The sequence below is a fragment of the Pseudoalteromonas sp. L23 genome (genome assembly GCF_021728455.1).
In the GTDB taxonomy this organism is placed as follows: domain Bacteria; phylum Pseudomonadota; class Gammaproteobacteria; order Enterobacterales; family Alteromonadaceae; genus Pseudoalteromonas.
This window is the reverse complement of record NZ_JAKKCW010000003.1, coordinates 106870-130368: the sequence shown is the minus strand read 5'-3', so window position 1 is coordinate 130368 and position 23499 is coordinate 106870. Positions and strand designations below refer to the sequence as shown.

General features: G+C 43.5%; 18 protein-coding genes. 3 read left to right on the top strand and 15 right to left on the bottom strand.

Features of this window, described 5'->3' with window-relative positions; genetic code table 11:
• Positions 1-118: 118 nt before the first annotated feature.
• The 7 genes from L3V43_RS07180 to L3V43_RS07150 all read right to left on the bottom strand — a co-directional run bounded on the left by L3V43_RS07180 (position 119) and on the right by L3V43_RS07150 (position 11763).
• On the bottom strand, positions 119-1522 hold the full coding sequence (locus tag L3V43_RS07180; protein ID WP_237116332.1) for a coniferyl aldehyde dehydrogenase: 1404 nt from the start codon (positions 1520-1522) through the stop codon (positions 119-121).
• Between the two features lie 307 nt (positions 1523-1829).
• Complete coding sequence (locus L3V43_RS07175; protein WP_237116333.1) at positions 1830-3278, bottom strand: SLC13 family permease; 1449 nt, start codon at positions 3276-3278, stop codon at positions 1830-1832.
• Positions 3279-3290: 12 nt separating this feature from the next.
• Positions 3291-4241 carry a porin gene (locus L3V43_RS07170; RefSeq protein WP_237116334.1) on the bottom strand — a complete coding sequence of 317 codons (951 nt, stop codon included), beginning with the start codon at positions 4239-4241 and terminating at the stop codon, positions 3291-3293.
• Positions 4242-4402: 161 nt separating this feature from the next.
• Entirely contained in the window at positions 4403-5758 is a 1356-nt protein-coding gene (locus L3V43_RS07165; RefSeq protein ID WP_237116335.1) for a sigma-54 dependent transcriptional regulator, read from the bottom strand.
• On the bottom strand, positions 5751-7472 hold the full coding sequence (locus tag L3V43_RS07160; RefSeq protein ID WP_237116336.1) for an ATP-binding protein: 1722 nt from the start codon (positions 7470-7472) through the stop codon (positions 5751-5753). The genes L3V43_RS07165 and L3V43_RS07160 overlap by 8 nt, the downstream gene beginning before the upstream one ends.
• 140 nt (positions 7473-7612) lie before the next feature.
• Positions 7613-9442 (bottom strand): M28 family metallopeptidase, encoded by a 1830-nt coding sequence (locus tag L3V43_RS07155; protein ID WP_237116337.1) that lies wholly within the window; start codon positions 9440-9442, stop codon positions 7613-7615.
• Between the two features lie 137 nt (positions 9443-9579).
• Positions 9580-11763, bottom strand: a complete 2184-nt coding sequence (locus L3V43_RS07150) for a pre-peptidase C-terminal domain-containing protein (protein ID WP_237116338.1) — start codon at positions 11761-11763, stop codon at positions 9580-9582.
• Between the two features lie 537 nt (positions 11764-12300).
• Between L3V43_RS07150 and L3V43_RS07145 the strand changes: the two genes are divergently transcribed.
• Together L3V43_RS07145 and L3V43_RS07140 are read left to right on the top strand one after the other, a co-directional pair.
• The gene (locus tag L3V43_RS07145) at positions 12301-12828 is read left to right on the top strand and encodes a hypothetical protein (RefSeq protein WP_102057981.1); all 528 of its coding nucleotides are present in this window, start codon (positions 12301-12303) and stop codon (positions 12826-12828) included.
• A gap of 282 nt (positions 12829-13110) precedes the next feature.
• Positions 13111-13545: a hemerythrin domain-containing protein gene (locus tag L3V43_RS07140; protein WP_102057979.1), complete on the top strand. Its 435-nt coding sequence runs from the start codon at positions 13111-13113 to the stop codon at positions 13543-13545.
• A 62-nt stretch (positions 13546-13607) separates the two neighbouring features.
• On the opposite strand, the gene L3V43_RS07135 is transcribed toward L3V43_RS07140, so the two are convergent.
• The 7 genes from L3V43_RS07135 to L3V43_RS07105 all read right to left on the bottom strand — a co-directional run bounded on the left by L3V43_RS07135 (position 13608) and on the right by L3V43_RS07105 (position 21076).
• A complete protein-coding gene (locus tag L3V43_RS07135; protein WP_237116339.1) occupies positions 13608-14345 on the bottom strand; it encodes a sulfite exporter TauE/SafE family protein in 738 nt (245 codons plus the stop codon).
• A 46-nt stretch (positions 14346-14391) separates the two neighbouring features.
• Positions 14392-15081: a pirin family protein gene (locus L3V43_RS07130; protein ID WP_237116340.1), complete on the bottom strand. Its 690-nt coding sequence runs from the start codon at positions 15079-15081 to the stop codon at positions 14392-14394.
• Between the two features lie 83 nt (positions 15082-15164).
• The gene (locus L3V43_RS07125) at positions 15165-16064 is read right to left on the bottom strand and encodes a LysR family transcriptional regulator (protein ID WP_237116341.1); all 900 of its coding nucleotides are present in this window, start codon (positions 16062-16064) and stop codon (positions 15165-15167) included.
• 25 nt (positions 16065-16089) lie between these two features.
• On the bottom strand, positions 16090-17943 hold the full coding sequence (locus L3V43_RS07120) for a monovalent cation:proton antiporter-2 (CPA2) family protein (RefSeq protein ID WP_102057975.1): 1854 nt from the start codon (positions 17941-17943) through the stop codon (positions 16090-16092).
• Between the two features lie 105 nt (positions 17944-18048).
• Positions 18049-18477: a GNAT family N-acetyltransferase gene (locus L3V43_RS07115; protein ID WP_237116342.1), complete on the bottom strand. Its 429-nt coding sequence runs from the start codon at positions 18475-18477 to the stop codon at positions 18049-18051.
• 268 nt (positions 18478-18745) lie between these two features.
• Entirely contained in the window at positions 18746-20830 is a 2085-nt protein-coding gene (gene feoB, locus L3V43_RS07110) for a ferrous iron transport protein B (RefSeq protein WP_237116343.1), read from the bottom strand.
• 18 nt (positions 20831-20848) lie between these two features.
• Positions 20849-21076: a FeoA family protein gene (locus L3V43_RS07105; protein ID WP_010605304.1), complete on the bottom strand. Its 228-nt coding sequence runs from the start codon at positions 21074-21076 to the stop codon at positions 20849-20851.
• Positions 21077-21246: 170 nt separating this feature from the next.
• On the opposite strand from L3V43_RS07105, the gene L3V43_RS07100 reads away from it, so the two are divergent.
• Positions 21247-22278, top strand: coding sequence for a LacI family DNA-binding transcriptional regulator (locus L3V43_RS07100; protein WP_237116344.1), 1032 nt, complete (start codon positions 21247-21249; stop codon positions 22276-22278).
• Between the two features lie 14 nt (positions 22279-22292).
• Here L3V43_RS07100 and arsJ read toward each other — a convergent pair whose 3' ends face one another.
• Positions 22293-23498 (bottom strand): organoarsenical effux MFS transporter ArsJ, encoded by a 1206-nt coding sequence (gene arsJ / locus L3V43_RS07095; RefSeq protein ID WP_237116345.1) that lies wholly within the window; start codon positions 23496-23498, stop codon positions 22293-22295.
• Position 23499: the final 1 nt, after the last annotated feature.

Genomic DNA, 23499 nt, shown 5'->3' with positions numbered 1-23499 from the left:
TTTTTATCTGTCGATATTGTGAAGTCTCATAAAAATAACCAGTGATATTTCAGGCTAAGTCTTATTTCAAGTACATTGGATCTCAATATGTAATGGCGCTTCGCTCAACACATTAACGCTACTTTCTCCTCAAAAATAGCCACTCTAAAGGCTTTGTAAGCAGCTTCGAATGGCTAAGCAACATCTTGTTGCGCCATTTAGTATTATTGGATTGGAGAATGGGCTTTTTGTGGCTAAAGGTATAAAAGCCTTCTTCGCCATGATATTGACCCATACCAGAGTGACCTAGGCCACCAAAGGGTAAAGACTCAACAACCACGTGCACTATGGTTTCGTTGATCGCTAGAGTCCCCGTTGCGAGCTCCTTTGACACTTTATTCATGGCAACCTGAGATTGCGTAAACAAATAACTCGCAAGCGGTGTGGTGTCTTCTCTAATGTAGCTAATCGCATCATTTAAGTCGGATATTTTTAGTATCGGCAAAATCGTTCCAAATAACTCCTCTTGCATCACCCTCATGCTTTTGTTGACCTGGGTAATGATATGCAGAGGGAGCTGACGATTGTCGCATGCCGGCTCAGCTTGCCATACATTTGCGCCTTTACTTTTGGCATCAATAATAATGTCGTTTAAGCGCTGAAGTTGCCTGTCGTTAATAATTGAAGTTTGGTTTTTTACACCTACTTTTGTTTTATATGTTTTTTCGTAGTGCTGTTCCAGCTCAGCAATAAATGCGTCGTATTTTTCTTCGTGCACTAACACATAATCTGGTGCAACACAGATTTGACCTGAATTAGAGAGCTTACCCATTAACACGCTCATCGCAGCGGCGCTGATATCAGCGTCATCAAGCACAATAACAGGTGATTTCCCCCCTAACTCTAGGGTGACCGGCGTGAGATTTTTAGCCGCCGCCGCCATCACCTTTTTGCCAACTGCTGTTGAACCTGTAAATAGCAAGTGATCAAATGGCTGCTCAGTAAAAGTCGTGGCAATATCAGGTCCACCTTCAATGACGCACACTTCATTATCCAATCCTTTAAAAATGGCTCTTATCACCGCATTCACATTGGGAGTGAACTCGCTCAACTTGAGCATGACTTTGTTTCCAGCGGCGAGGGCGGTAATCACGGGGACAATCGCCAACTGAATTGGATAATTCCACGGGGCTATCACGCCCACGACTCCTTTTGGCACAATCTCAATTTTCGCCTTAGATGGTAGCCACTGCGCACCGGGTGAACGATGCTGCACTTTGCTCCATTTGCGCAGGTGCTTAGCGATATAATCAATCGAATTAATGCAAGGCATGATGTCTGCAATCACAGTATCGAATCGACTCCGAGTACCAAAGTCCTGATCCGCCGCCTCGACTAATTGATCTTGCCGTTGCAATATACGTGCTTTTATTTCCGTTAGTAAACGTAAGCGCTTTTCAAGCGCTGGGTAAGGATCTTGGTTAAAGCGACTTTTTAACTGAGTAAATGTGGCTATTAGAGTGCTGGTATTATCTTCAATCATTATCAGGTCCTGCTAATGTCTAATTCGAATATAGCAAGGAAAAAACAACGGGTCTATCTTCAAAAAGCTAGGTATTATACCAATTGTATTAAGTAAATGAACTATTTTGAAGCGGAAAAATAGCTTTAGTAGCTAGGCAAAAATTTTGCTATTTAGTTGTTCTAAATGAGAAATTTTTAACGACGCTAATATGGTATTTTGCCCTTCAAATAGGTTGGAGAGTTAACACAATTGGTATTACTATAGAGGCAGGCTGCGTATGACCGAGTTGCCTTTCGATGGACACAGCCTGTGGAGAATGGCAACTTTAAAACCCTAGTATGCTCCTTGCCAAAGTCAAGGTAACGATTGTAATTAACCCAATTGCGACTAAGTTCAAAACAAACCCTGCTCGGATCATGTCTTTAATTTTAATCTCACCCGAGCCAAATACGATGGCATTTGGTGGTGTTGCGACAGGCATCATAAAGGCGCAACTGGCCGCGATTGCTGCAGGGATAACCCAAGCTAAAGGAGAGCCCGTGATTGATTCAGCGACAGGTCCAAGTAAAGGTAAAAAGCCTGCAGCCGTTGCGGTATTGCTGGTAATTTCCGTTAAGAACGTAATAAGCGCTGCAACAACTAGCACGCCAAGCACTAAGCCCATGGCATCCGCGCCCGCAAGTAAGTTAGCGATGTAATCGGCAAGTCCTGAAGATTTGATCTGTGCCGCGAGCGATAAACCACCGCCAAATAATAGCAAAATCCCCCAAGGCACCTTAGCAGCGCTTTCCCAATCTAAAATACGTTCGTCACTTCCCGACTTAGCAGGAAGAACAAATAGTAACAGTGCAGCGGCAATTGCAATGCCAGTATCTGACAATTTAAGACCCGTAACATCACCAATTAGCGGTCTAAAGATCCAACATACTGCCGCTAAAATAAATACCGCAAAAACCCCTTTCTCCGCACGAGACATTTCACCGAGTGCTTTTAATTGGGAAGTAAATAACGACTTAGTATCAACATTGATTTCTTCTTTATCAACCTTGTAAGTCACTTTGGTCAACCAGAACCAAGCAAATGCCAGCATCACCAAAGACAAAGGCACACCAATCATCATCCAAGTGGCAAAACCAATCTCAATTTGATAACTGTCGGATAAGTAAGCAGCCATTAACGCATTTGGTGGCGTACCAATTAAAGTTGCAATACCTCCAATACTGGCACCATAAGCGATAGAAAGTAATAGCGCTTTAGCAAAGCTTTGGCTATCTCCACCCTGCTCTTTTACCAAGTGAATAACCGAAAGTGCAATCGGTAACATCATGACAGCCGTTGCCGTGTTTGACATCCACATAGATAAAAATGCTGTCACGCCCATCATCGCTAAGATCTGTATGCTCGGTTTAGTGCCAGCGAACAACATGGTATTCAGCGCGATGCGTTTATGCAGCCCCCACCTTTCCATGGCGATTGAGAGCAAAAACCCACCCAGAAATAGATAAATCAAAGGATGCGCAAACGGTGCAGCAATAGCTTTAATAGATGCAATCCCGACCAAAGGCGAAATAACCAAGGGTAATAACGAAGCTGCCGGAATAGGCACAGCTTCGGTTATCCACCAAGAGGCTAGCCAAAACGCTAAGCCTGCGGTTCTCCATGCCTCAACCGACATGCCAGATGGTGGTTCAACCAAACAGATCAGTAACATTACCAAGGGACCAAGCCACAGAAACAGCTGCGTTTTTATCGTTTTTTTATTCTCTTCTGTCATTATCTTGAACCTTTAAAACTTATATTTTAAACCAACAGCGATGCTAGTATCGTCTTGTGTTTCAAGGTCGAGCTGCGTTGCCATTACATACAAGTTAGTTTGTTTATCAAAAATATAGTCTGTACCTAGCGTCCACTGAGTCGCATCTTCATTGTGGCGTAATCCGCTTGAGTCTTTGGCAAACTGTAGCTTCGGACGCCAATTATCGTCGAGTTGGTAACTTGCGCTTAGCACATAGCCATTACCTGATTTGTCTTTCGCTAGATTTTCGCTGTCTTGGATGATGGCACCAAGTTGTAGCTTTTGCCATTTGTAAGCCAACGCGATACGCGTAGCTACCAAATTACCAATACTGTCGGTATGACTCAGAGCAACATAGTAATCTTTATTTTTTAATGCTCGGTCACCATAAATTGCGGTAGCTGCAAACCCGGTTTCGTCGTTGCTCGCGTCGTCTTTAGGTGTGTAGGTCAGAGAAAAAGAAAAGTCGTTCCATTTAGGTGAAGAATAGGTAATTGAATCACCAACTCTGTCTTGGCCTGCTAGCACTTGGGCAATATCACTTTGGGTTTCGTTAAATTGATCGATTTTCCCTTCACTAAACTTAAAACGCGTGTCGTTTCTGCCCACTAAAACCGTACCAAATTTACCTTCAAGGCCAACATAGGTGTTTCTTGCTGAAAATGGCTCGGTGGTATCGTCGTGTTCAAAACCTTTAACTTGTACTTCATATTTGTAGACGAGTTTTAGATCACTTGATAAGCCGTGAGTGCCTTTTACACCAATTCTTGAAAATGGTGCGTCAATTTGTGTGCCCTCTTTGGTATAGCGCATCACACCTTTGTCTGTGTTGGCAATTTGAACTTCTGCTTTACCATAAATGCTGTAGTCTGCGGCTAACGCAGAGGCTGATAGCGTTGCACTGGCAACTGCCAACGCCACTAAAGATTTACTTGCTGTCATAACTTGTCTCATTTTTTGATTATTGTCGCTTAAGACAACGCAATTCTGAGACCAGAGTTTATTTTTTAATATAAATCATATGGATAAATATAAATCTAAGATTAACACCAGCTAAAATGTGCGGATTTCCACACACTTAAATCTATAATGTGTCACTAAATTCACCCATCATCATTGGTGAACATAGTGCGATTTAAACCATACTTGTTCATCTTGTCGTACAAGGTTTTTCTCGGCACTTTTAGCAAATTCATCGCATCTTTTATGCTGCCTTGGCTTTGTGCCAGCGCTTCTTCAATTAGCGATTGCTCGTAGTAGCTCACCTTCTCAGCCAAACTCAACGTTTCGTCAGACAAATTGCTTTGCATGTTACTCGTAGTCATCGCACCACCGAGTAAAATATGGCGCTCGGCGTGGTTTCTCAGCTCTCGCACGTTCCCAGGCCAGTCTTGTGCCAGTAGCTGCGCCTCTAATTCAGGGCTAATTGGTTGCATAGGTTTATGAAAGCGAGTAGCGGCAATGGAGCTAAAGTGTTTATATAGCAGCGGAATATCAGCTTTTCTGGAACGAAGTGACGGGATCATCACTTTGACGAGGTTAAGTCGATAAAATAAATCCGAGCGAAATTTACCCTGTGCGACTAAGGTTTGTAAATCCACTTTCGTCGCCGCAACCACTCTAATGTCCAGTGCTATCGCAGTGTTGCTACCAACTGGCGTCACACTTCTCTCTTCTAAAACGCGCAGCAGCTTCACTTGTAAAGCCGCAGACATGGCTTCGATTTCATCCAAAAAAACCGTGCCACCTTGGGCAAAAGAAAATTTTCCCTCGCGAGACTCTTTAGCACCCGTAAATGCTCCGCTTTTGGCACCAAATAATTCACTTTCAATCAGCTCTTCTGGAATCGCACCGCAATTGATGGCGACGAAGTTATGGTTTGAGCGCTCGCTATGGTCGTGTAAGTATCGCGCTACCAATTCCTTTCCTGTACCGGTTTCACCTTCAATTAGTACGTCAGCAGGAGTATCAATCACGGCATCAAGCAAATGTAGCATTTGCTGCATTTGTTTTGTCTCACCTAAGATCCGCACCCCCGGCGCAGACTTTTTCTTGACTTGCGCTTTTAGCTCTCGGTTTTCCATCACCAGCCGGCGTTTATCAAGCGCCCTTTCTATGCAGTCAAGTAGCGGCTCTGACACAGGCTTTTCAAAAAAGTCGTAAGCCCCTTTTTGGATAGCTTTTACCGCCACTTCAACATCCGCAAAGCCGGTTAGAAATACCACAGGTAACTCAGAATCAAACTGCATTACCAGCTCTAAAAATTGAATACCATTGATCTCAGGCATATTGATGTCACAAAGCACAACACCGCTAAACTGACGAGAAAGCTTTTTTAATGCAGGCGTTGCACTGGAAAAACACTGCACTGAGTACCCTTCTATTTCAAACAGTTGCTTTAGTGCATCTCGTATACTTTGTTCATCATCGATGATTAACAGGGTTTTCTCTTCAGTCATGTTGCGGATTCTTTGTGTGTAAACTAATTAAAAACTCGGCACCACCTTGCGGATGATTATGGGCACTGAGTTTGCCATGAAACGATTCAATGATCTGTTTTGAAATGGATAACCCCAAGCCCAAGCCATTACCTGATTTAGTGGTGTAAAACGGTTCAAATATGTTGGATAAAGCATGCTGCTTTATCCCTTCGCCCGAGTCAATAATAGACAGCTGGATCTTGCCTTCGTGCTCCACGGCGCGAATATAAATGCATTTATTATCTTGCTCAACAATGGCTTGGCACGCATTGCTAATAATATTCACCAGTACTTGCTCAAACTTAAATGGATCGACCCAGATATTGCACGCAAGCCCCTCACTTTGAATTGCTACACCGTAGCGTTTGAGTTCAGGCCCAACTATAACTAAGGCGTTATCTACAGAGTGTTTAAGGTTGGCCACCAGCATCTTATTATCATGATGCTGACTAAATGATTTTAGCTGCGCCACGATTTTATGCACTCGAGTGATCAAAGATTGGATCAGGACCATATTTTCGACTACTTTGCTTACGTCTCCCTTTTGAGCCAACCGTTTGGCGCTGGCAACATACGCACTCATGGCACTAAGCGGTTGATTGATTTCATGGTTAATGCTGGCGCTGAGCTGCCCTATGGTTGCCAACTTGGCAGCGCGAATCAGTGCATCTTGCGCCTGCTCGAGCGCTTGCTTGCGGCTGGCAACCTCAGCCTCTAAACTCCGCTGACTGAAAAGCAGTTGTCTGTATCCTGTCAGTTTACTCAACGTGTACTCGACAACGACAAAGAGTAAAATCAATACCAGTGCAGTTACCCCAAGCCGCGGCCACTGTGCCGCTTTGATAGGCGCAACTTCATGTAGCAAATAAAGAGTGTATTGCTTGTTAAGCGGCCTCTTTTGCATCAGCGCGTCACTACCATGAGATGACGTTTTCACTCTGGTTGGTGAAAGCACACGCCAATCGATAGGGAATAGGGATTCGTTTTCAAACTGTCTTGAGGATTCAATTTCTATTCGCTTTGTTGGGGATAATTCCCCTAACGAGGCTAACCGCCACTGCTCAACATCAGATGCCAGTACAATATGATTGTCATCCACAATTAAGAAATGGCTATCAGTTCCCGTATCAAGCTGGGCTTTATCTGATTCAAATTTACTGGCGTTAACCTTCATCACCACCACGCCCACAAGCGAGCCGTCTTTATAGACAGACTTAGCAAAATAGAAACCACGGGTTTTGGAACGTAAACCGAGCGCAAAAGAGACATGCTCATTGCCCTTGATTGTTTCGTAAAAATAGGGGCGAAAGGCAAAATTGCTGCCTTTATAGCTATGCGGTAAATACCAGTTGCTGCTCGCAATCACAGTTCCACTGAGGTCTAGCAGGTAAACGTCTGACGCACCACTGGATATTTGAATGTCCTGAAGGTATCTGTCCAGTTCATTGGAGTTAATAGCGGTTGCTTGCTGTAAGCCTGATTGCACCAAATTGCTTAGGCTCAATTGCGTTTGGATAGCTTGATAACGAGTAAATTCAGTCTGGATATAACTATTGAACTTTTCTAGGTTGGTTTTAGTCTGACCAAGGACATTTTCCTCATCCTGTGCCACATTGAACAAATAACTTGCCCACAGCCCACAAAATAATAATAAAAGATAAATTAATATCTTAACTGAGAACTTATGTGACACACGCAACTCCTAATTGAACTCATTGAGTCTATCAGAAGCAGAATATCAATTAAATCAAATCTCTCTAAATCAATGTATCACTAAGCACCAAGACCGGAGATAAGCAAGGTTATATCCCCGGTCTTAATTTTAAACACGTATTAATTCGCGCTAATACTTAGCGTTACATTACTCGCTGCTTGGTAGCCTTGCAGGCCGATATGCCAAGTGCCAGCCTGAGGATTGGAGATGGTACATACCTCATTATTGCCATTTTTGTATGGCCGACATTGGTAGGTGCTGGTATTTGGTTGCGTGCCAAAATTAACATAAAGATCCGCATCTCCCGTGCCTCCCGACGTCGTAATTGTCAGGGTTTGGTATCCCGCGGTTAGTGCTTGACTAAAATACTGCCACTGTCCGCTGGCGACAGAAATATTATTGATAGTTTCGTCAATAGGCATATTGCCACTTGAGGTATCGTACTGTCCTACCAAACTGACCCCCGAAATCGCGTTCCATGCCTCTACCATCACGTAATACGTACCAGTTTGCACAGCGGAAATATTGCATTGCTCGTTACTAGACGAGTTAGTGCTCTTGCAGTCATGAGTATCCAAAGTAGGTTTGGAGCCATAGCGAACGTAGAGATCGGCGTCACCAGTACCACCTGAGGTGGTAAAACTTAAATTAGTTGCACCTTGTGGTACTTCCATGGTGAAAAACTGCTGGCTTTTAGAAGCGCCAGAAATCCCCGTTTTAGCCACGCCGTTTTCAAGCTTATTGTTTGGTTGTGGCGGAGGTGTATCACCCGCATTTTTACCAAGCTCAGCAACAAACGCCAGCGCGAGTTTTGCAAATTTTTGTGCATGTGTTGAATCAAATTCAGTATCGTTGGTGGTATGAATTTTTCTGTTGATCTCAGACATTCTTGATTCAAATGGCATAGAAGCTGGGAACCCTTGCTGATACCAAGATGCATGGTCGGAGCAGCCATAGCCACATTGGTCATAGGCATAGCTAAGGTTTGGCAAATAAGTTTCAATTAATTGGCCTAAGAACTGATTCTGTGCGCTGTTTGTATAGTCTGTCATCATCACAATATCCGCACTACTGCCATTGCGGCCAGTCATATCAAATTGTGTCATACCGACTACGTTTTTTCCCTGAGAGCTGTAAGACTGCGCGATAGCTTTAGAACCTCGAAGCCCAACTTCCTCTGCCGCAAAGCCCATGATTTGGATTGTCCGCTGAGGCTGATAACCATCTTCAACAATAGCGCTTAGCGCTTCAGTAAGCACAGCGATCCCTGAGGCATTATCATCCGCACCCGGCGCAAGCCCACTCGAGTTAGATTGGTTAATTGAATCAAGGTGCCCGCCGATAATAACGATTTCATCGCTCAGTTCGCTACCTGGAATGGTGACAATCACTGAAGACTGAGCCCAAGAGTGGCTAAAATATTCAACACTAATATCTGAGCGACTTGCTGCAATATCGCTCCATGTTTGCTTGACCCATGCAGCGGCATCAACACCCGTTTGCGAGGTATAATAGCGGTTATAAAAACTGGTTAGCGAATTGACACTGCTGTCTAAGTTCACCGTACTGACTTTTGAGATTAAGCTGTTAACCCGCGCGGGGTTATCAATGCTGTAGTTAACCAGCGTCGCACTTGGGTTTACGCTTTCTAACTGTGCAAGATAGCTTTGCGCCTGCTCTAAGGAGTCATGGGCGACAAAGCCACCACAGCGGTGATATTCGTCGTGCATAAATGCACTCAGGTGTGAATGTAAGTTTGCAGGTACTTTTAACGCTTTGACTTCACTGTTCGGTAAAGAAAGCTGCTCAAAGTGAGTACCGCGAATAGAATTATGGACTTGGAAATGCTGACTAGACTTCGCATCCATCGTCACCCAAACCTCTTCTGACGCTTCAGAAAAGCCACTCAAACAGGCAATGCTCAGTAGCATAGGTGTAGTTAATTTCATTGTTGTATCCTCAACTCATTTGAATAACAACATGATTTAAGCGCTGAGCAAAATAAAAGGATTATTCAAATGAGGTAAATTTATGATTTTTTTGGGGCCTAATAAAAAGGGAGCTTGCGCTCCCTTTAAACTTTTACTTAGTTCGCTTTGATATTCAGTGTTACACCGCTTGCTGCGCTATAGCCACGTAAATCAATATACCAAGTACCTTGTTGTGGGTTTGTAATCGTACAGGTCTCGTTGTTACCGTTTTTATAAGGGCGACACTGATAGCTCGACGTTGTTGATTGAGAACCAAAGTTTACGTATAGATCCGCGTCACCTGAACCACCAGAAATACTCACTTCAAGATTGCTGTAGCTAGCATTTAGATCTTGTGTGAAACGTGCCCAACTGCCAGATGCAACACTGATATTAGACTCAGTGCGATCAATTGGTTGAGTTCCACCCGTTGAGCTGTATGTACCAGTCAAAGTCACGCCCGAAATCTGATTCCATGCTTCAACCATCACGTAGTACTTACCTGCTTGAATGTTATTAATGTCGCAGCTTTCGTTACTTGTAGACGTTGTGCTATTACAATCATAAGTGTTTAACGTCGGACGAGAACCATACTTGACATAAAGGTCCGCATCACCGCTACCACCAGAAGTGGTGAAGTTTAGGCTAGTCGCATCAGCTGGCACATCAAGGGTAAAAAACATTTGCTCTTTTGCCGCGCCACTTATCCCAGTACGAGGCTGACCGTTCGTTAACTCTTCATCGCCACCAGGAGGTGGTGGTGGGTTAGTATCACAGCTACTACCTGAGCTTAAGTTTGAGTTGACGCCAACCGCTGCTAACGCTGCTTGTACATCACCTGGTTCATAACCTAGGTCACATGCCGCATCCATTACACCGTTACCTGCAGTATCCCAATCGGTGTTCGCAGTCCAATACATTTGGTTAGCTTTTGCCATTACGATAAAGGCTTTTTTCGTATCCCAACCCGCTGTAGTTGCCAGATTGTAGAAGGCTTTGTTGAACACCCCTGAAGTGTGGTGAACGTCCATGCTAGACGTATAGTTAGACTGGTGATCGATTGAGCGGCCGTCTTGCGTTGGGTCATTCATATAACGCAATGCGCCACTGCCTTTGAAGATGTCTTGGCCAACTAACCAGTCATTGCTGCCTTTCATATAAAATTCAGCAGCCTCACCTGCCATATCAGAAAACGCTTCGTTCAAGCCACCTGATTTATAACGGTATACTAGACCTGAGTTTTGCTCAGTGAAGCCATGACTCACTTCGTGAGCAGATACATCAAGGCTTACCAACGGATAGAATGTATTCGCACCATCGCCAAAAGTCATCGCGCTGCCATCCCAGAACGCGTTTTCATAATTACTGCTATAGTGAACGCGCATTTTAAGCTGGAACGACAATGGCGCTGTGCCGAGCCAATCGTTGTACATATTAAATACTACATTGCCAAAATAATGGGCGTCGTTCAGCGGTGAGTATGCACCGTTAATTTCTTTAACTGTATTTTCTGGGCACGTAAAGCTATGTGCAGTCGAGCCGCTACTACCGTGATTTAAGTTAATTGTCTTAACGTTCGCATTAGTCATGGTACAAGTATTGCCTGACTGTGCAACGTCTAGATGACCATAATCAGTACCATATTGGTAACGACCAGTCTTTTGGTTACCACCAGGGCCTATCGCATCTGCATGCTGCAAGTTATTGAAGCTTTCTAACACTTCGCCTGTGTTTGCATCAATGATCAAATATGGGCGTTTAGGCTCATCACCATAAGTAACAAAAGTGACTTCATAGACTAAACGTGCCGTTGAATTGCCATCCAGCCAGATCGCAAGGCGAGATTTCTCGTTATGTTTTTTAAGCTTTTTGCCTGCACTAAGCGATTGCTTTTCAAACTGATTCAATGCCATTTTGGCATTTAGCTTGGGTTTTACCGAACCGATGTCAGCCGCGATGTTATAAACCGCTGCACCGTGAGCCTTTTTAAGCGCACCGGCATCATCAAACGTTAAAATGACCGAATCACCAATCACTGGTAATCCTTGGTACATTTGTTGAAAACGCTTAGTTACTTCACCTTTTTTACTATTGAAGCTTTTAAGCTCCTTTAGTTGGCTCGCGCTTTCCAAACCAATCAGCACTTCTGGTTGTGTACTCAACACTGTTTGAGAAGCTGACTTAAGCATAGTATTAATGTCAGCTTGCTGGTTTAAGTATTGTTTTGTCGCAGCTTGAGCACTGAGCGAAGTAAACGCAATCGCACACGCCGTAGCCATAGTTACTGTAGATAATTTCACGAATTACACTCCTAGTATTGTTGTTTTATTGTCCTTTTCATCACTGCTTAACAAAAAACATTAGATGAAATGTGACTGTTTTCTCCTTCAACTGCAGAAGACATGGCAAGCCCATTAGCACTCGCCACGCCTTATTAGACTAGGCAGCAATTCAAATAAATAAACCCCAAAGTTAACATTTTAATAATATTTAATTTACTTTAAATATTTATGCAATGCTTTCATGCATTTGTTTAAAAAATAGACCCACACTTAATATCTTGAATTAAGTAACAAAACATACCTTTGTAAATTTTTTGATACAATATGAGTAAATATGCCAATTTCTTCCCTAAACTAACTTTATAATCATTATGTTGTATCAAAACATGTAGTAACTACTCAGTAATTCTTTCTGCCTTGTGCTTCATTTGTTCAACCCCACAACATCTGAAATCTAAAATTATTAATAAAATTCAATATCTTAGAAATCTTACTCTCCCGGTATAACACTTGCAGTTTGAATAATTACAAGCTGCAACGAAATTAGGAGGAGTAATGGATACTTTTGAAATATTATCCTATACAGATCATAGAGTTGGGGCCGTTCTAACAGGGAAAGCAGCCGCAGAAAAATTGCAAAATGAATTGTTAAACAGCCACCTTGTTCAACATGAGCATCTAGAACTGGTTAATCCGTATGACAAAGATGCCGACAAAAAACTTGAGCCTAAAAGCGAAAGTCGCCTTGCCAAAAACATGCTTAATTGGCATTTGTACCTTGGCAGCATGGGGGTGATATTAGGCTTTCTAATCGCGGGACTATTGGTAAGTTATGGACCGGCTTTCACACAAGCTAATCCTTACTTAACGTTTATCGCTTTATTAAGCCCCGGCTTATTTTTAGGGCTATTTGCTTCAGGCCTTATTTCTTTGCGTCCAGACAAAGATGCATTTAATCAGGCGGTGATGAATAAAATCGCAGAGGGCAAGTGGCTGCTTATCATTAAAACGAATAATGAGGCGCATCGAAGCAAACTCATGTCGTTTTTTAAAAACAGCACCAAAGCAGACGTTTTAAACTAGGGCCTGTTGACCTTTGCTGTTTGATTTTTGTTCTCCTGAGTGTGTTTTGATCGCGACGCTCGACTTGCCGCCTAGTAATCTAGGCAAAAGTTGAGCAACAATGAACAAAGCGCACTCAGGCGAACCCAAACGGCAGCGCTTGATTGGAATTTCTACTGTGTTATCGCCTAACTTACATAGAATAACTATGCTACGCAGGCTCTGCCTTGTATAAATACCAATCAAACTGCTGCAAAAACAAACTTGAAAGGTCAACAGGCCCTAGAATAAGAGGTAATCTACATGGAAATTTTTAATGCAATAAAGCAAGATCATGATCATCAACGCGCCCTATTGAACATGTTGGCAGAAACGTCTGGTGATTCAAAGGTTCGCGAGAAGTACTATAAAGAGTTGAAGGACGCGCTAGAGGCGCATGCCATCGCAGAAGAAAGGTACTTTTACGCCCCATTAATGGAAAGCGATATGACGATCGAAGACTCTCGCCACGGTATCGCCGAGCATCATGAGATTGATGAGTTAATTGAGGCACTGGATAATACGGAGTTTTCCGACCCTAGTTGGCTAACTAAATTGAAAAACCTCAAAGACAAAGTTGAGCATCACTTGGCTGACGAAGAGCAAGCGTTTTTCCAGCGAGCGGGTAAGGTGCTTGATAAAAGTGAAAAGTCGCAACTTGCAGATGAGTATCAAAAAGAGATGGAAGAACAGCTATAGTTTTCTATGCCCACAACATGTTGTGGGCATTTACTTTGCTGCATGTTGGTAAGCCTACACAGTCACAACAACTTACCAATTAATACCAGTCCAAGCATGAGCAGTAGTCCATTCATCACCAGCAAAAATTGCTTTTTAGGTAAGCGTTTCGATAGGTGCACACCGAGTCTATTACCGAGCAACGCTAAAGGTGTAAAACAGATAGCAAGCAGCACATGTTGCCACAGTAACAACCCAGTTGCGGAGAAGGTCGCCAACTTAATCACATTCATCAGTGCAAATAGTACCGCAACCGTCGCGATATAAGCCGTTGGCTCCAATTTTCGAGCGTTAAAATACACCATGAGTGGTGGGCCGCCAGCATGAATTAAGGTCGTGGAGATACCAGCTGCGGTAGAGGTGCTCGCGGCCAATAACCTTAAGTGCTCAACACTTTCAGGTGTATTTTTAATCAGTAAGCTTTTAAGCGCAAATACTATGCTCATCGCTGCAATCACAACCGTCAGCCAAAATTCACTGACGCCTTGAAGAAAAAGCGTTGCTAAGGCTATCCCGACTAGTGTGCCTGGCAATAACCGCTTTAATTCTGGCACATTCCATAAGCGCCAATAGCTCTTCAGGCTAAAAACATCCGCGACGATAAGTAGCGGAAGCATCAACGCAATGGCGTCCCTTGGATTCAACACCATCATCAAAATTGGAACAGAAAACGCCCCTAACGCGCCTGCAAAGCCAGACTTTGAAATACCACTTAGCAGAACGACAAGGGCAATTACTGCAAGTTGAATTGGTTCTGTCATTCTTCAATTCCTTTAATTTTAGGCGCTGAATTTAATACCAATTTGCTTAGTTAAGTAATAAAAACCACAGCGCTTCAACATCCGTTACTGCGGTAACCTGCATGTTGTCACCAGCAATCAGACCGATGCCATCGCCTTGCTGAAATGCCTCACCATCGAGCGTCGCTTCGCCGCCAACAATGTGCAAATAGGCTTTTTGCGCGTGCGCATTCAGCTCAATCTGTTGACCTTGATGTAGTTGCAATCGGTGTATTTCAGCGTCAGCATTGATACTCAGAGTACCCTGTGCGCCTGTAGGCGTAACAATCGGCGTAAGTGCACTACTTTGTTTGATTTGAATTTGTTCATAACTCGGGGTTATGCCTTTAAGCTTTGGCTCTATCCAAATTTGTAAAAAATGGGCAGGCGCTGTCTTTGAAGCATTATATTCTGAATGAAGAATGCCACTACCGGCGCTCATTCTCTGAACTTCACCTGCCGCCACAGTAAACTGATTACCCATACTATCTTGATGTGCTAATTCACCGTCAATGACATAGGAAATAATTTCCATATCTCGGTGACCATGAGTATCAAAGCCATGACCACCAAGTACTGTGTCATCATTGATCACCCTAAGATTACCAAATCCCATGTGGGCGGGATCATAATATCGACCAAATGAGAAACTATGTTGGCTTTGCAACCAGCCAAAATCTGCTTTACCTCTATCTTGTGCTTTTCGAATATATCGCATGTTTCGCTCCAAACGCATGTTGATGACCTTAGTCTATTGCCTGTTTGAAACGAATAAAATTTGATAATTTAATATCAACCATTCTACTCAACAGAATCTTCTAGCTGCATGCACTGATATCTTAACTCACCAATAAAAGCGCGCGCGGCGGGCCCAAGCCTGTCACCATCTTTAAAAATAAGATGAAGCTGTGCTTTACGCTGACTATGTTGCGAAAGTGGTAGTGGTTTCAAGACGCCAGAGTCTAGTTGCGTTTTAATAGCCGGAATAGGTAACCAAGCAAATCCTAAGCCTTGCGCTATCATATCTATCGAGGTCGTCATATGGCTCACCGTCCAACGTTGATGCGCCCCCAACCAACCTTCATCTTTTTTACGCGAGATTGCAGAGTCTCTCACTACGATTTGACGATGGGATTTTAAGTCTTCGAATGTAAGCGCGCGACCAAATTGATGTAATGCGTGATTGGGATTTGCCACTGCAACAAACTCGATTTGGCACAACTCTTCACTGAACCCGTCTTGTAAAGTAACCGGAGAAATGGCGATATCTACGTCGGTATTTTGTAAAAGTTCTGATGCGCCTGTTAATACTGACTCGACCAACTCGACACGCAATAAAGGGTATTGTGCAGATGTATTTTCTAGCACCTTATAGAGTACCTGCTGTGGGAAAATTTCATCGACCGCAATGCGCAATTGACTCTCAACTCCCTCGCCCAGCGTCTGCCCTACCGCTTCCACTTTTGCCGCTTCTTCCAAGAGATAATTGGCACGGCGCAGCATCATTTCACCCGCTTCGGTTAACAGGGTTCTTCGCCCTTCGACTCTAAAAAGCTTAACACCAAGGCATTCCTCAATTTTATGGACCGCAGTGTGGATACTTGACTGGCTTTTATGCACTTCTTTGGCAGCTTGATTAAAACCACCATATTCAACAACGGCTCTAAACATTCGCCACTGTTCTAATGTCACTCTCAACATACTGATTTAACCTAATATTTATGCGTTATTGTTCAATGGTTGATGGTTTATTTTCACAATCTTCACCATGGCAGGTATTAAGATCTTCTTGCGCTTTTTCGTCCGCCTGCAACACCTGTTTGAGGTCAGCCATACGCTGACGGATCGCAATACCATAGCTTTCATCGTCTCCCCACACATCGGCGAGCATATGCATAGATTCAACATCGTGTTTGGTAAAGAGGTAACCCGCTCGTGCGACATCTTCTTCACTATGGCCCAATAACTTGAGCGCCTGTTCACCTAACTTCACAGCAGAGACAAAGGTTTCTCGCTCAAACGCAGTGACACCCAATTTTATCAGTTGGTAGGCATGGCGACGGTCGGTCGCACGAACTACAAGTTTTAGGTTAGGGAAATGTTGCTGCGCCAACCTGACGATTTCGAGGGTTTTATCTGGCTCATCAATCGCCACGACCAGCATTTGCGCCTCGTGAGCCCCTGCGGCTTCGAGTAAATCTAATCGAGCACCATCGCCATAAAACACTTGATTGCCAAAGCGACGGAGTAATTCAATTTGGCTTGGGCTGTGATCCAAAATCGATAAATGATAACCCTGTGCATGAAGCAAACGCCCTATCACTTGGCCAAAACGCCCGTAGCCGACCACAATAACGTTTTGTGTCGCTTCCATCGTCTCTAAGCTATCTTGTTCTTGAGGAGTATTGGCCTGGCGTTCAACTATTTTGTCATAAAGAATAAAAATGAGGGGCGATCCGAGCATAGATACCGCAACAACCAGTGTAACTAACGCGACTTGATCTGGAGTTAAGATTGCTAAACTGCCAGTAACCGAAAGGAGTACAAACGCGAACTCACCGCCTTGACACAGGGCTGCGGTAAATAACCATGTCGCTCGCTTATGCAGTGAAAACGCCGTTGCCAACAAATATAAAATAACCGCCTTTAACCCCATTAATAGCACCACTGACGCTAAAATAAATAACCATTTTTGTGCCAATAAGGAAAAGTCGATTGATGCGCCTACTGTCATGAAAAAGAGGCCAAGTAGTAACCCTTTAAACGGTTCGATATCGGCTTCTAATTCATGGCGAAATTCACTTTCCGCGAGAACAACACCCGCGAGAAATGTTCCGAGCGCAGGGGATAAACCGATGCTTTGCATCAATAACGCGGTTGCGATAACGATAAATAGCGCCACCACGGTAAATAGTTCGCGCATTCGAGTGCTGGCAATATACCTAAATAACGGCGCGGCAACATAATGCCCAGCAGCGATAATAGCCAAAATGACAAAAACAGAGATAATCACTTGGAGATAAGTCGGAAAAGCGTGTAATAAATTGCCGTGGCCATCACTCACAGCCAAATCACTAAATGCTAACAACGGCATAATAGCGAGAATGGGGATCACGGCTATATCTTGAAATAACAACACCGAAAACGCATTTTGACCGCCAGATTGTTTAATTAAGCCTTTTTCATTTAAGGTTTGCAGTGCAATGGCGGTAGAAGACAGTGCCAACATTAACGCGATGGCTAATGATTGCTGCCACAAAAAACCAAGCGCTAAATCAATCGCGAAATAGAGTACAGCTGTTGTTATAACCACTTGTAAGCCACCGAGACCAACTATAGAGCGGCGCATCGTCCAGAGCCTTTTGGGCTGTAACTCAAGCCCGACTAAGAATAGCATCATCACTACACCAAACTCGGCAAAGTGCATGACGTCCGTTTGCTCCCCCACAAGATGAAGAAGGTGAGGACCAATTAGGATCCCTGCCAATAAGTATCCAAGCACAGAGCCAAGCCCTAGCCGTTTAGCGATTGGCACCGCCAATATCGCAGCAGCCAAATAGATAGTCGCGAGCAGTAACATAATAAAGACACCTGTTATTGTTATCGTCTTTATTATGTTCAGGGTAAGTGCATTTATCCAGTCTTCGTTCTAAAAAACAAAATATAAATGACCGAAATCCTGCAATTAATCTTGTAAATCCGAATATATAGTGGGGTGGCAGATCTGCATCAAAATGCTCGGATCTGGCACCGCTGCAAAGCCGAATTTTTCATATAGAGTATGCGCATCAAAAGTTGCCAGCATAAAGCGCCTTAAGCCTTGTAGCTCTGGATGTTCAACCACGGCTTGAACAATCGCTTTGCCTACCCCTTTACCTCTGGCACTTTCATCAACTATCACGTCAGCAAGATAGGCAAAGGTGGCATAATCAGTTATCACGCGACAAAAACCCTGAAACTCGCCTTTGTCATCCAAACACATGAAACTCAGGCTATTTTGAATGGCTTTTTCTAGCAATGCTTTAGGCATTTGTTTTGCCCAATAAGAATTAGAGATCAGTGCATGGATAGTATCAAGGTGGCGCAAAATAAGAGGAGTATCAGTGGTTATCATTATTGTCCCGGTTAACAGCAAGAGTAGAGCTAAAAATTAAGCGATTTTTAGCAAGAAGCAAAGTGAAATTTTCACAGTCATAAATCTTTCATTATTGCGTAACCCTTAGGTCAATAAAGCGGCGTAATCTCCTTTACGAAGACTCCCCTTGATTGATTTAGAGTTGTTGGCAGTGTTGACTCAGTTGACACTGCCTTTTTTTGCTTGATACCAAAAAATAATAAAAAACGGCGCTCTAAGCGCCGTAATTAACCAAACTTTTGAATAACTAACCTAAATTTATCTGATAGGTTGGTGGTTGGTTAAGTTTATTACCCAGTCTGGATAACCCTTTCCACCATGCAAATCCAAACAACAACATCGCTATAATCCAAAGTGAAGCACTCGTTGGCGAGGTGCTTAACTGACTAGCTTGGTAAACTAAAGTCGCCATAATATAAGCAATTGAAGTCGTCCAGCCAATAACAAGCCACATCCACTTACCGCCAGATTCACGCTTAATTGCACCTAATACCGCTACACAAGGAGTATAGAGTAAGATAAAGACAAGATAACTAAATGCACCGATTTGACCATTAAATTTCGCGGCCATTGCGGTGAGTAGCACAGTGCCACTTTCAGCACCTGATTCTAATTCGTTAAGTCCTAATGGATCACCAAGGTTTGCGATAAGATCTTTACTATTGTCTACTATGGTCATCAACGCTTCTTTTAACGAAGCCAACAATGAAAACTCTCCACCTTCCTCTTCGGCACCGGTATAAAGCGCATCTAAAGTACCGACGATGGCTTCTTTGGCAAACATACCAGTCACAACACCAACCGTAGCAGGCCAGTTTTCCTCTTTTAACCCAATTGGCTCAAAGATTGGCGTGACCACTTGTGCAGCCTTCGCCAAAAGTGACTTATCTGTATTCTCATTGCCAAACGAACCGTCGGTACCAACCGAGTTTAATGCACTGAGTAAAATAACCACCATGACAATTGTTTTGCCAGCACGTTTGATAAAGCCGCTCAGACGCTGCCAAGTGGTAATGAATATATTGCGCCAAATTGGCATATGATACGCTGGCATCTCGGTAAACGAGGGTAATTTTTGCGTTTTGAATACTTGCTTTCTAAATAAAAAGCCAGAACCTACCGCGACCACTATGCCAAGCAAATACAGACCAAAAACAACATTGGCTCCGTTCGTTGGAAAGAAAGCCGCTGCAAATAACGCATATACCGTCAAACGTGCGCCGCAGGACATAAATGGCGCCATAATAATCGTCAGTAATCTATCGGACTCTCGACCCATCGTTCTTGACGCCATAACCGCAGGCACATTACAGCCGAATCCAACGATCAAAGGTACAAAAGCATTGCCCGGTAGACCAATGGATGACATCAAACGGTCAATAACAAACGCGGCCCGAGAAAGATAACCACTGTCTTCCAAAATAGATAAGCACAGATACAGCACCGCAATAACAGGGATGAAGGTCGCCACTAATTGAATACCCGCACCAAAACCATCAGCCAATAACACACCCAGCCATTGAGGTGCGCCAATATCTGCCAGCAAGATTTTTACACCATCGATGAGTAAGGCGCCCACGGCGATGTCAAAAAAGTCGATAAATACAGCACCAACATTAACCGCAATGGTAAACATTAAATACATCATGGCTAAGAAAATAGGTACACCAAGCCAGCGGTTGAGCACGATTTTATCAAGCGTTTCTGTCGTATCTGCACGTTTTGGCGTAATGATACTTACGCCATCAGCCAATTTTTTCACTGCTTGGTGACGAGCAACCGCTTTTTCGAGGGGATCGCTGCTGGCACTTTCGGTGTTTGCCGTCACAGGTGCTTTTGGAAAACGCGTGATCTGTGCGAGTTGTTCCAACAACGCTTCTTGCCCTGTACCTTTAGCACCGTGGAATGGCACTACAGGTAACCCTAACTGTTCAGAGAGTCTTTTTAAATCTAACGTTCTTCCACGCTGTGTTGCGACATCAACCATATTTGCAACAACGAGAATAGGTTTGCCTAATTCTTTCAGCTGGGAAGTTAATACTAGATTTCGCTGTAAGTTTGCGGCATCCACGATGTTAATGATGACGTCAGCTTCATTTTGCTTTAGGAAGTCACACGCGATTTGCTCATCTTGGCTTGGCTCAATTTGCTCCATGCTATATAAGCCGGGCAAATCTACCAATTCTACGTTTGTGTTTTCTAAAGCAAAATAGCCGAATTTTTTCTCGACAGTTACCCCTGGCCAATTCCCTACTTTTTGTTTAGAGCCGGTCAGGCGGTTAAATAATGTGGTTTTCCCGCAGTTCGGGTTGCCCACTAACGCAATTTTCATACGTGAGCCCTTAATAACTTATAAAACTTCAATTTCAACGAACTGTGCGTCGGCCTTACGCACACTCACAAAGGTGTCACCAATTTTCACTTGCATCGGGCATCCAAGTGGGGCGACGTTAATGACTTCTATTTGCTCACCAGGAATAATTCCAAGTGCCATTATTCGACTCAGTAACGCAGTATCTGGATGGGTAAGAGAAGTGATGGTCGCTGCGCTATTTTTGGAAAGTTTATCTAATGTCATTGATTATGAGAACAATTTGCAATAAAAGTATGGCGCATCATACCTCATTGACTATTTTCTTTAAACTAGATTGCGACAATAATCTATTATTGCTTGTTATTTAAGGTGTTTACTAGTTAAGATGAACTAAACCATTGCCATATGCCTGACTGTATTAAGGGGTCCTGCCAATGAGTAACGACAAAAAAAAATGGACGCTCAAAAGCATTGCGGCGGAATTAGGTGTGTCAAATGCAACTGTATCGAATGCTTTTAACAGACCAGATCAACTCTCTAAATCCAAACGAGAAGAAATCCTAAAAGCCTGTAAAGAATTGGGTTATTTTGGACCTAACAAGGCAGCCCAATCGCTGCGTAAGGGCTCGTTTAACATTGTCGCGCTGGTACTACCCGATAGCGTTGAATATATGGTATCAGATCCCGTTGCAAGTAGCTTTATGCGAGGAGTTGCAAGCGTTTTAGAAGCTCAGCATATTAACCTACTCTTGTTCTCAGGCACCGCAGATAATGTCGGAGACATTGTCGATTTCGTCGACGGCTTAATTTGTTATGGCCGCCCGCGTAATCCCAAGTTAATTGAGCATCTTGCGAATGTTAGCAAACAGGTTGTGACGGTTGACTTTGATTTGCCCGCACATGCCAGTGTTAATATCGACAACCAACAAGCCGCCTTTGATGTAGCGAGTAAAGCATTAAACGACAATAGTGATGTTGCTATTTTTGGTTTGAGATTATTAGACACTGATTTGCTATGCCGCGTATATGAGCAGAACCTAACAGATATAGAGACCTCTATTGCGCATCAGCGTTATAGCGGATATCTCAAAGCCATTGAAGAGCGTGGGTTAACACTTGGCGAAGACAGAGTGTGGAATATTCCTGAAAGCAGCGAAAGGTTTGCAAATATCGCCGCAAAAGAACTACTTAACCTCTCACCAAGGCCTAATACCGTGCTGTGTATGAGTGACTTAATTGCACTACCGCTGTTAAGAGAAGCCAAAAAACTTGGTGTAAAGATACCGCAGGATCTTAAAGTCGTTGGTTTTGATGGCGTTGATGAAGCGCTACGCTTTAGTCCCAGCTTAACTACCATTCATCAAAATAGTGAAGAAAAAGGCCGAGAAGCAGCCAAACTCTTCTTAGATAAAAGCGATGATAAAGTTATGCTTGGCTATACCTTAAAAATGGGGCAGAGCTGTTAATTGCCCCCTATCAATTAGACTCGCCTGGGTAATCTGCAGGAAATGATCCCTGCCAACAACAACATCACACTTGATACCACTAAACAAGCCACCAAACCATACTCCAAAAAGATCCAACCTGATAGCACAGTACCGAGTAATCGCCCGATAGCGTTCGCCATATAATAGAAGCCCACATCAAGTGACACTCCATCACTATCGGCCAAACTCACAATAAGATAGCTATGAAGAGATGAATTGATAGCAAACACAAAAGCAAAGAGCAAAAGTCCACCTACTACGGCTAAGCTTGTCCAGAGCTGCGCTTGAAGTGAGATAGCAATCAACAGCGGAATAGCCGCTAAATACAACGCCCATCCACTGACTTTACTTGGTGTTGATGCAAACTCATCACGACTAATAAACCTAGGAGTTGTTGATTGCACGATGCCATAACCGATAACCCAAGTAGCCATAAAGCCACCAACCCACCAATGATCCCAACCGAACTGCTGCGATAAAAAGACTGGAAGCGCAACCACAAACCAAACATCCCGTGCGGCAAATAAAAACAATCGCGCGGCAGACAGCATATTAATTGCTCGGCTTTTTGAAAATACATCGCTAAATTTGGGTTTGCTTTTAGCCTTGCCTAAATCGCTTTTTAAGCTGATAAGGCTAAACAACCACACTAATAGCAACATGATTGCCATTAACCACATCGCGCCGGTAAAGCCAAGTAAGGTAAGCAGCAGCCCGCCAAGAAAAAATCCGACGCCTTTTAGCGCATTTTTAGAGCCGGTAAGTATTGCTACCCACTTAAACAAGGTCCCTTCTTCACCCGATTTTACGATGGCCTTTATCGCACTTTTGGCACTCATTTTATTGAGATCTTTGGCAATACCTGAGAGCGCCTGTGCTGCCATAACATAAGGCACGGTGAGCCAGTGCGTTGGTACTACCAACATCAATAATGCCACTATTTGTATGCCTAACCCAATATTCATGGTGCGGTTTAAGCCAATGCGTGCGCCAAGCCATCCTCCAATTAAATTGGTGACAACACCAAAAATTTCATAAAAGAGAAATAGCATGGCAATTTCAAGCGGGTTATAACCCAATTGATGAAAGTAAAGCACCACCAACATTCTGAGCGCACCATCCGTTAAGGTAAACGCCCAATAGTTGCCTGTCACAATGAGGTACTGCTTGATATTTTGAGGTATATTGCGCAGCTGCATA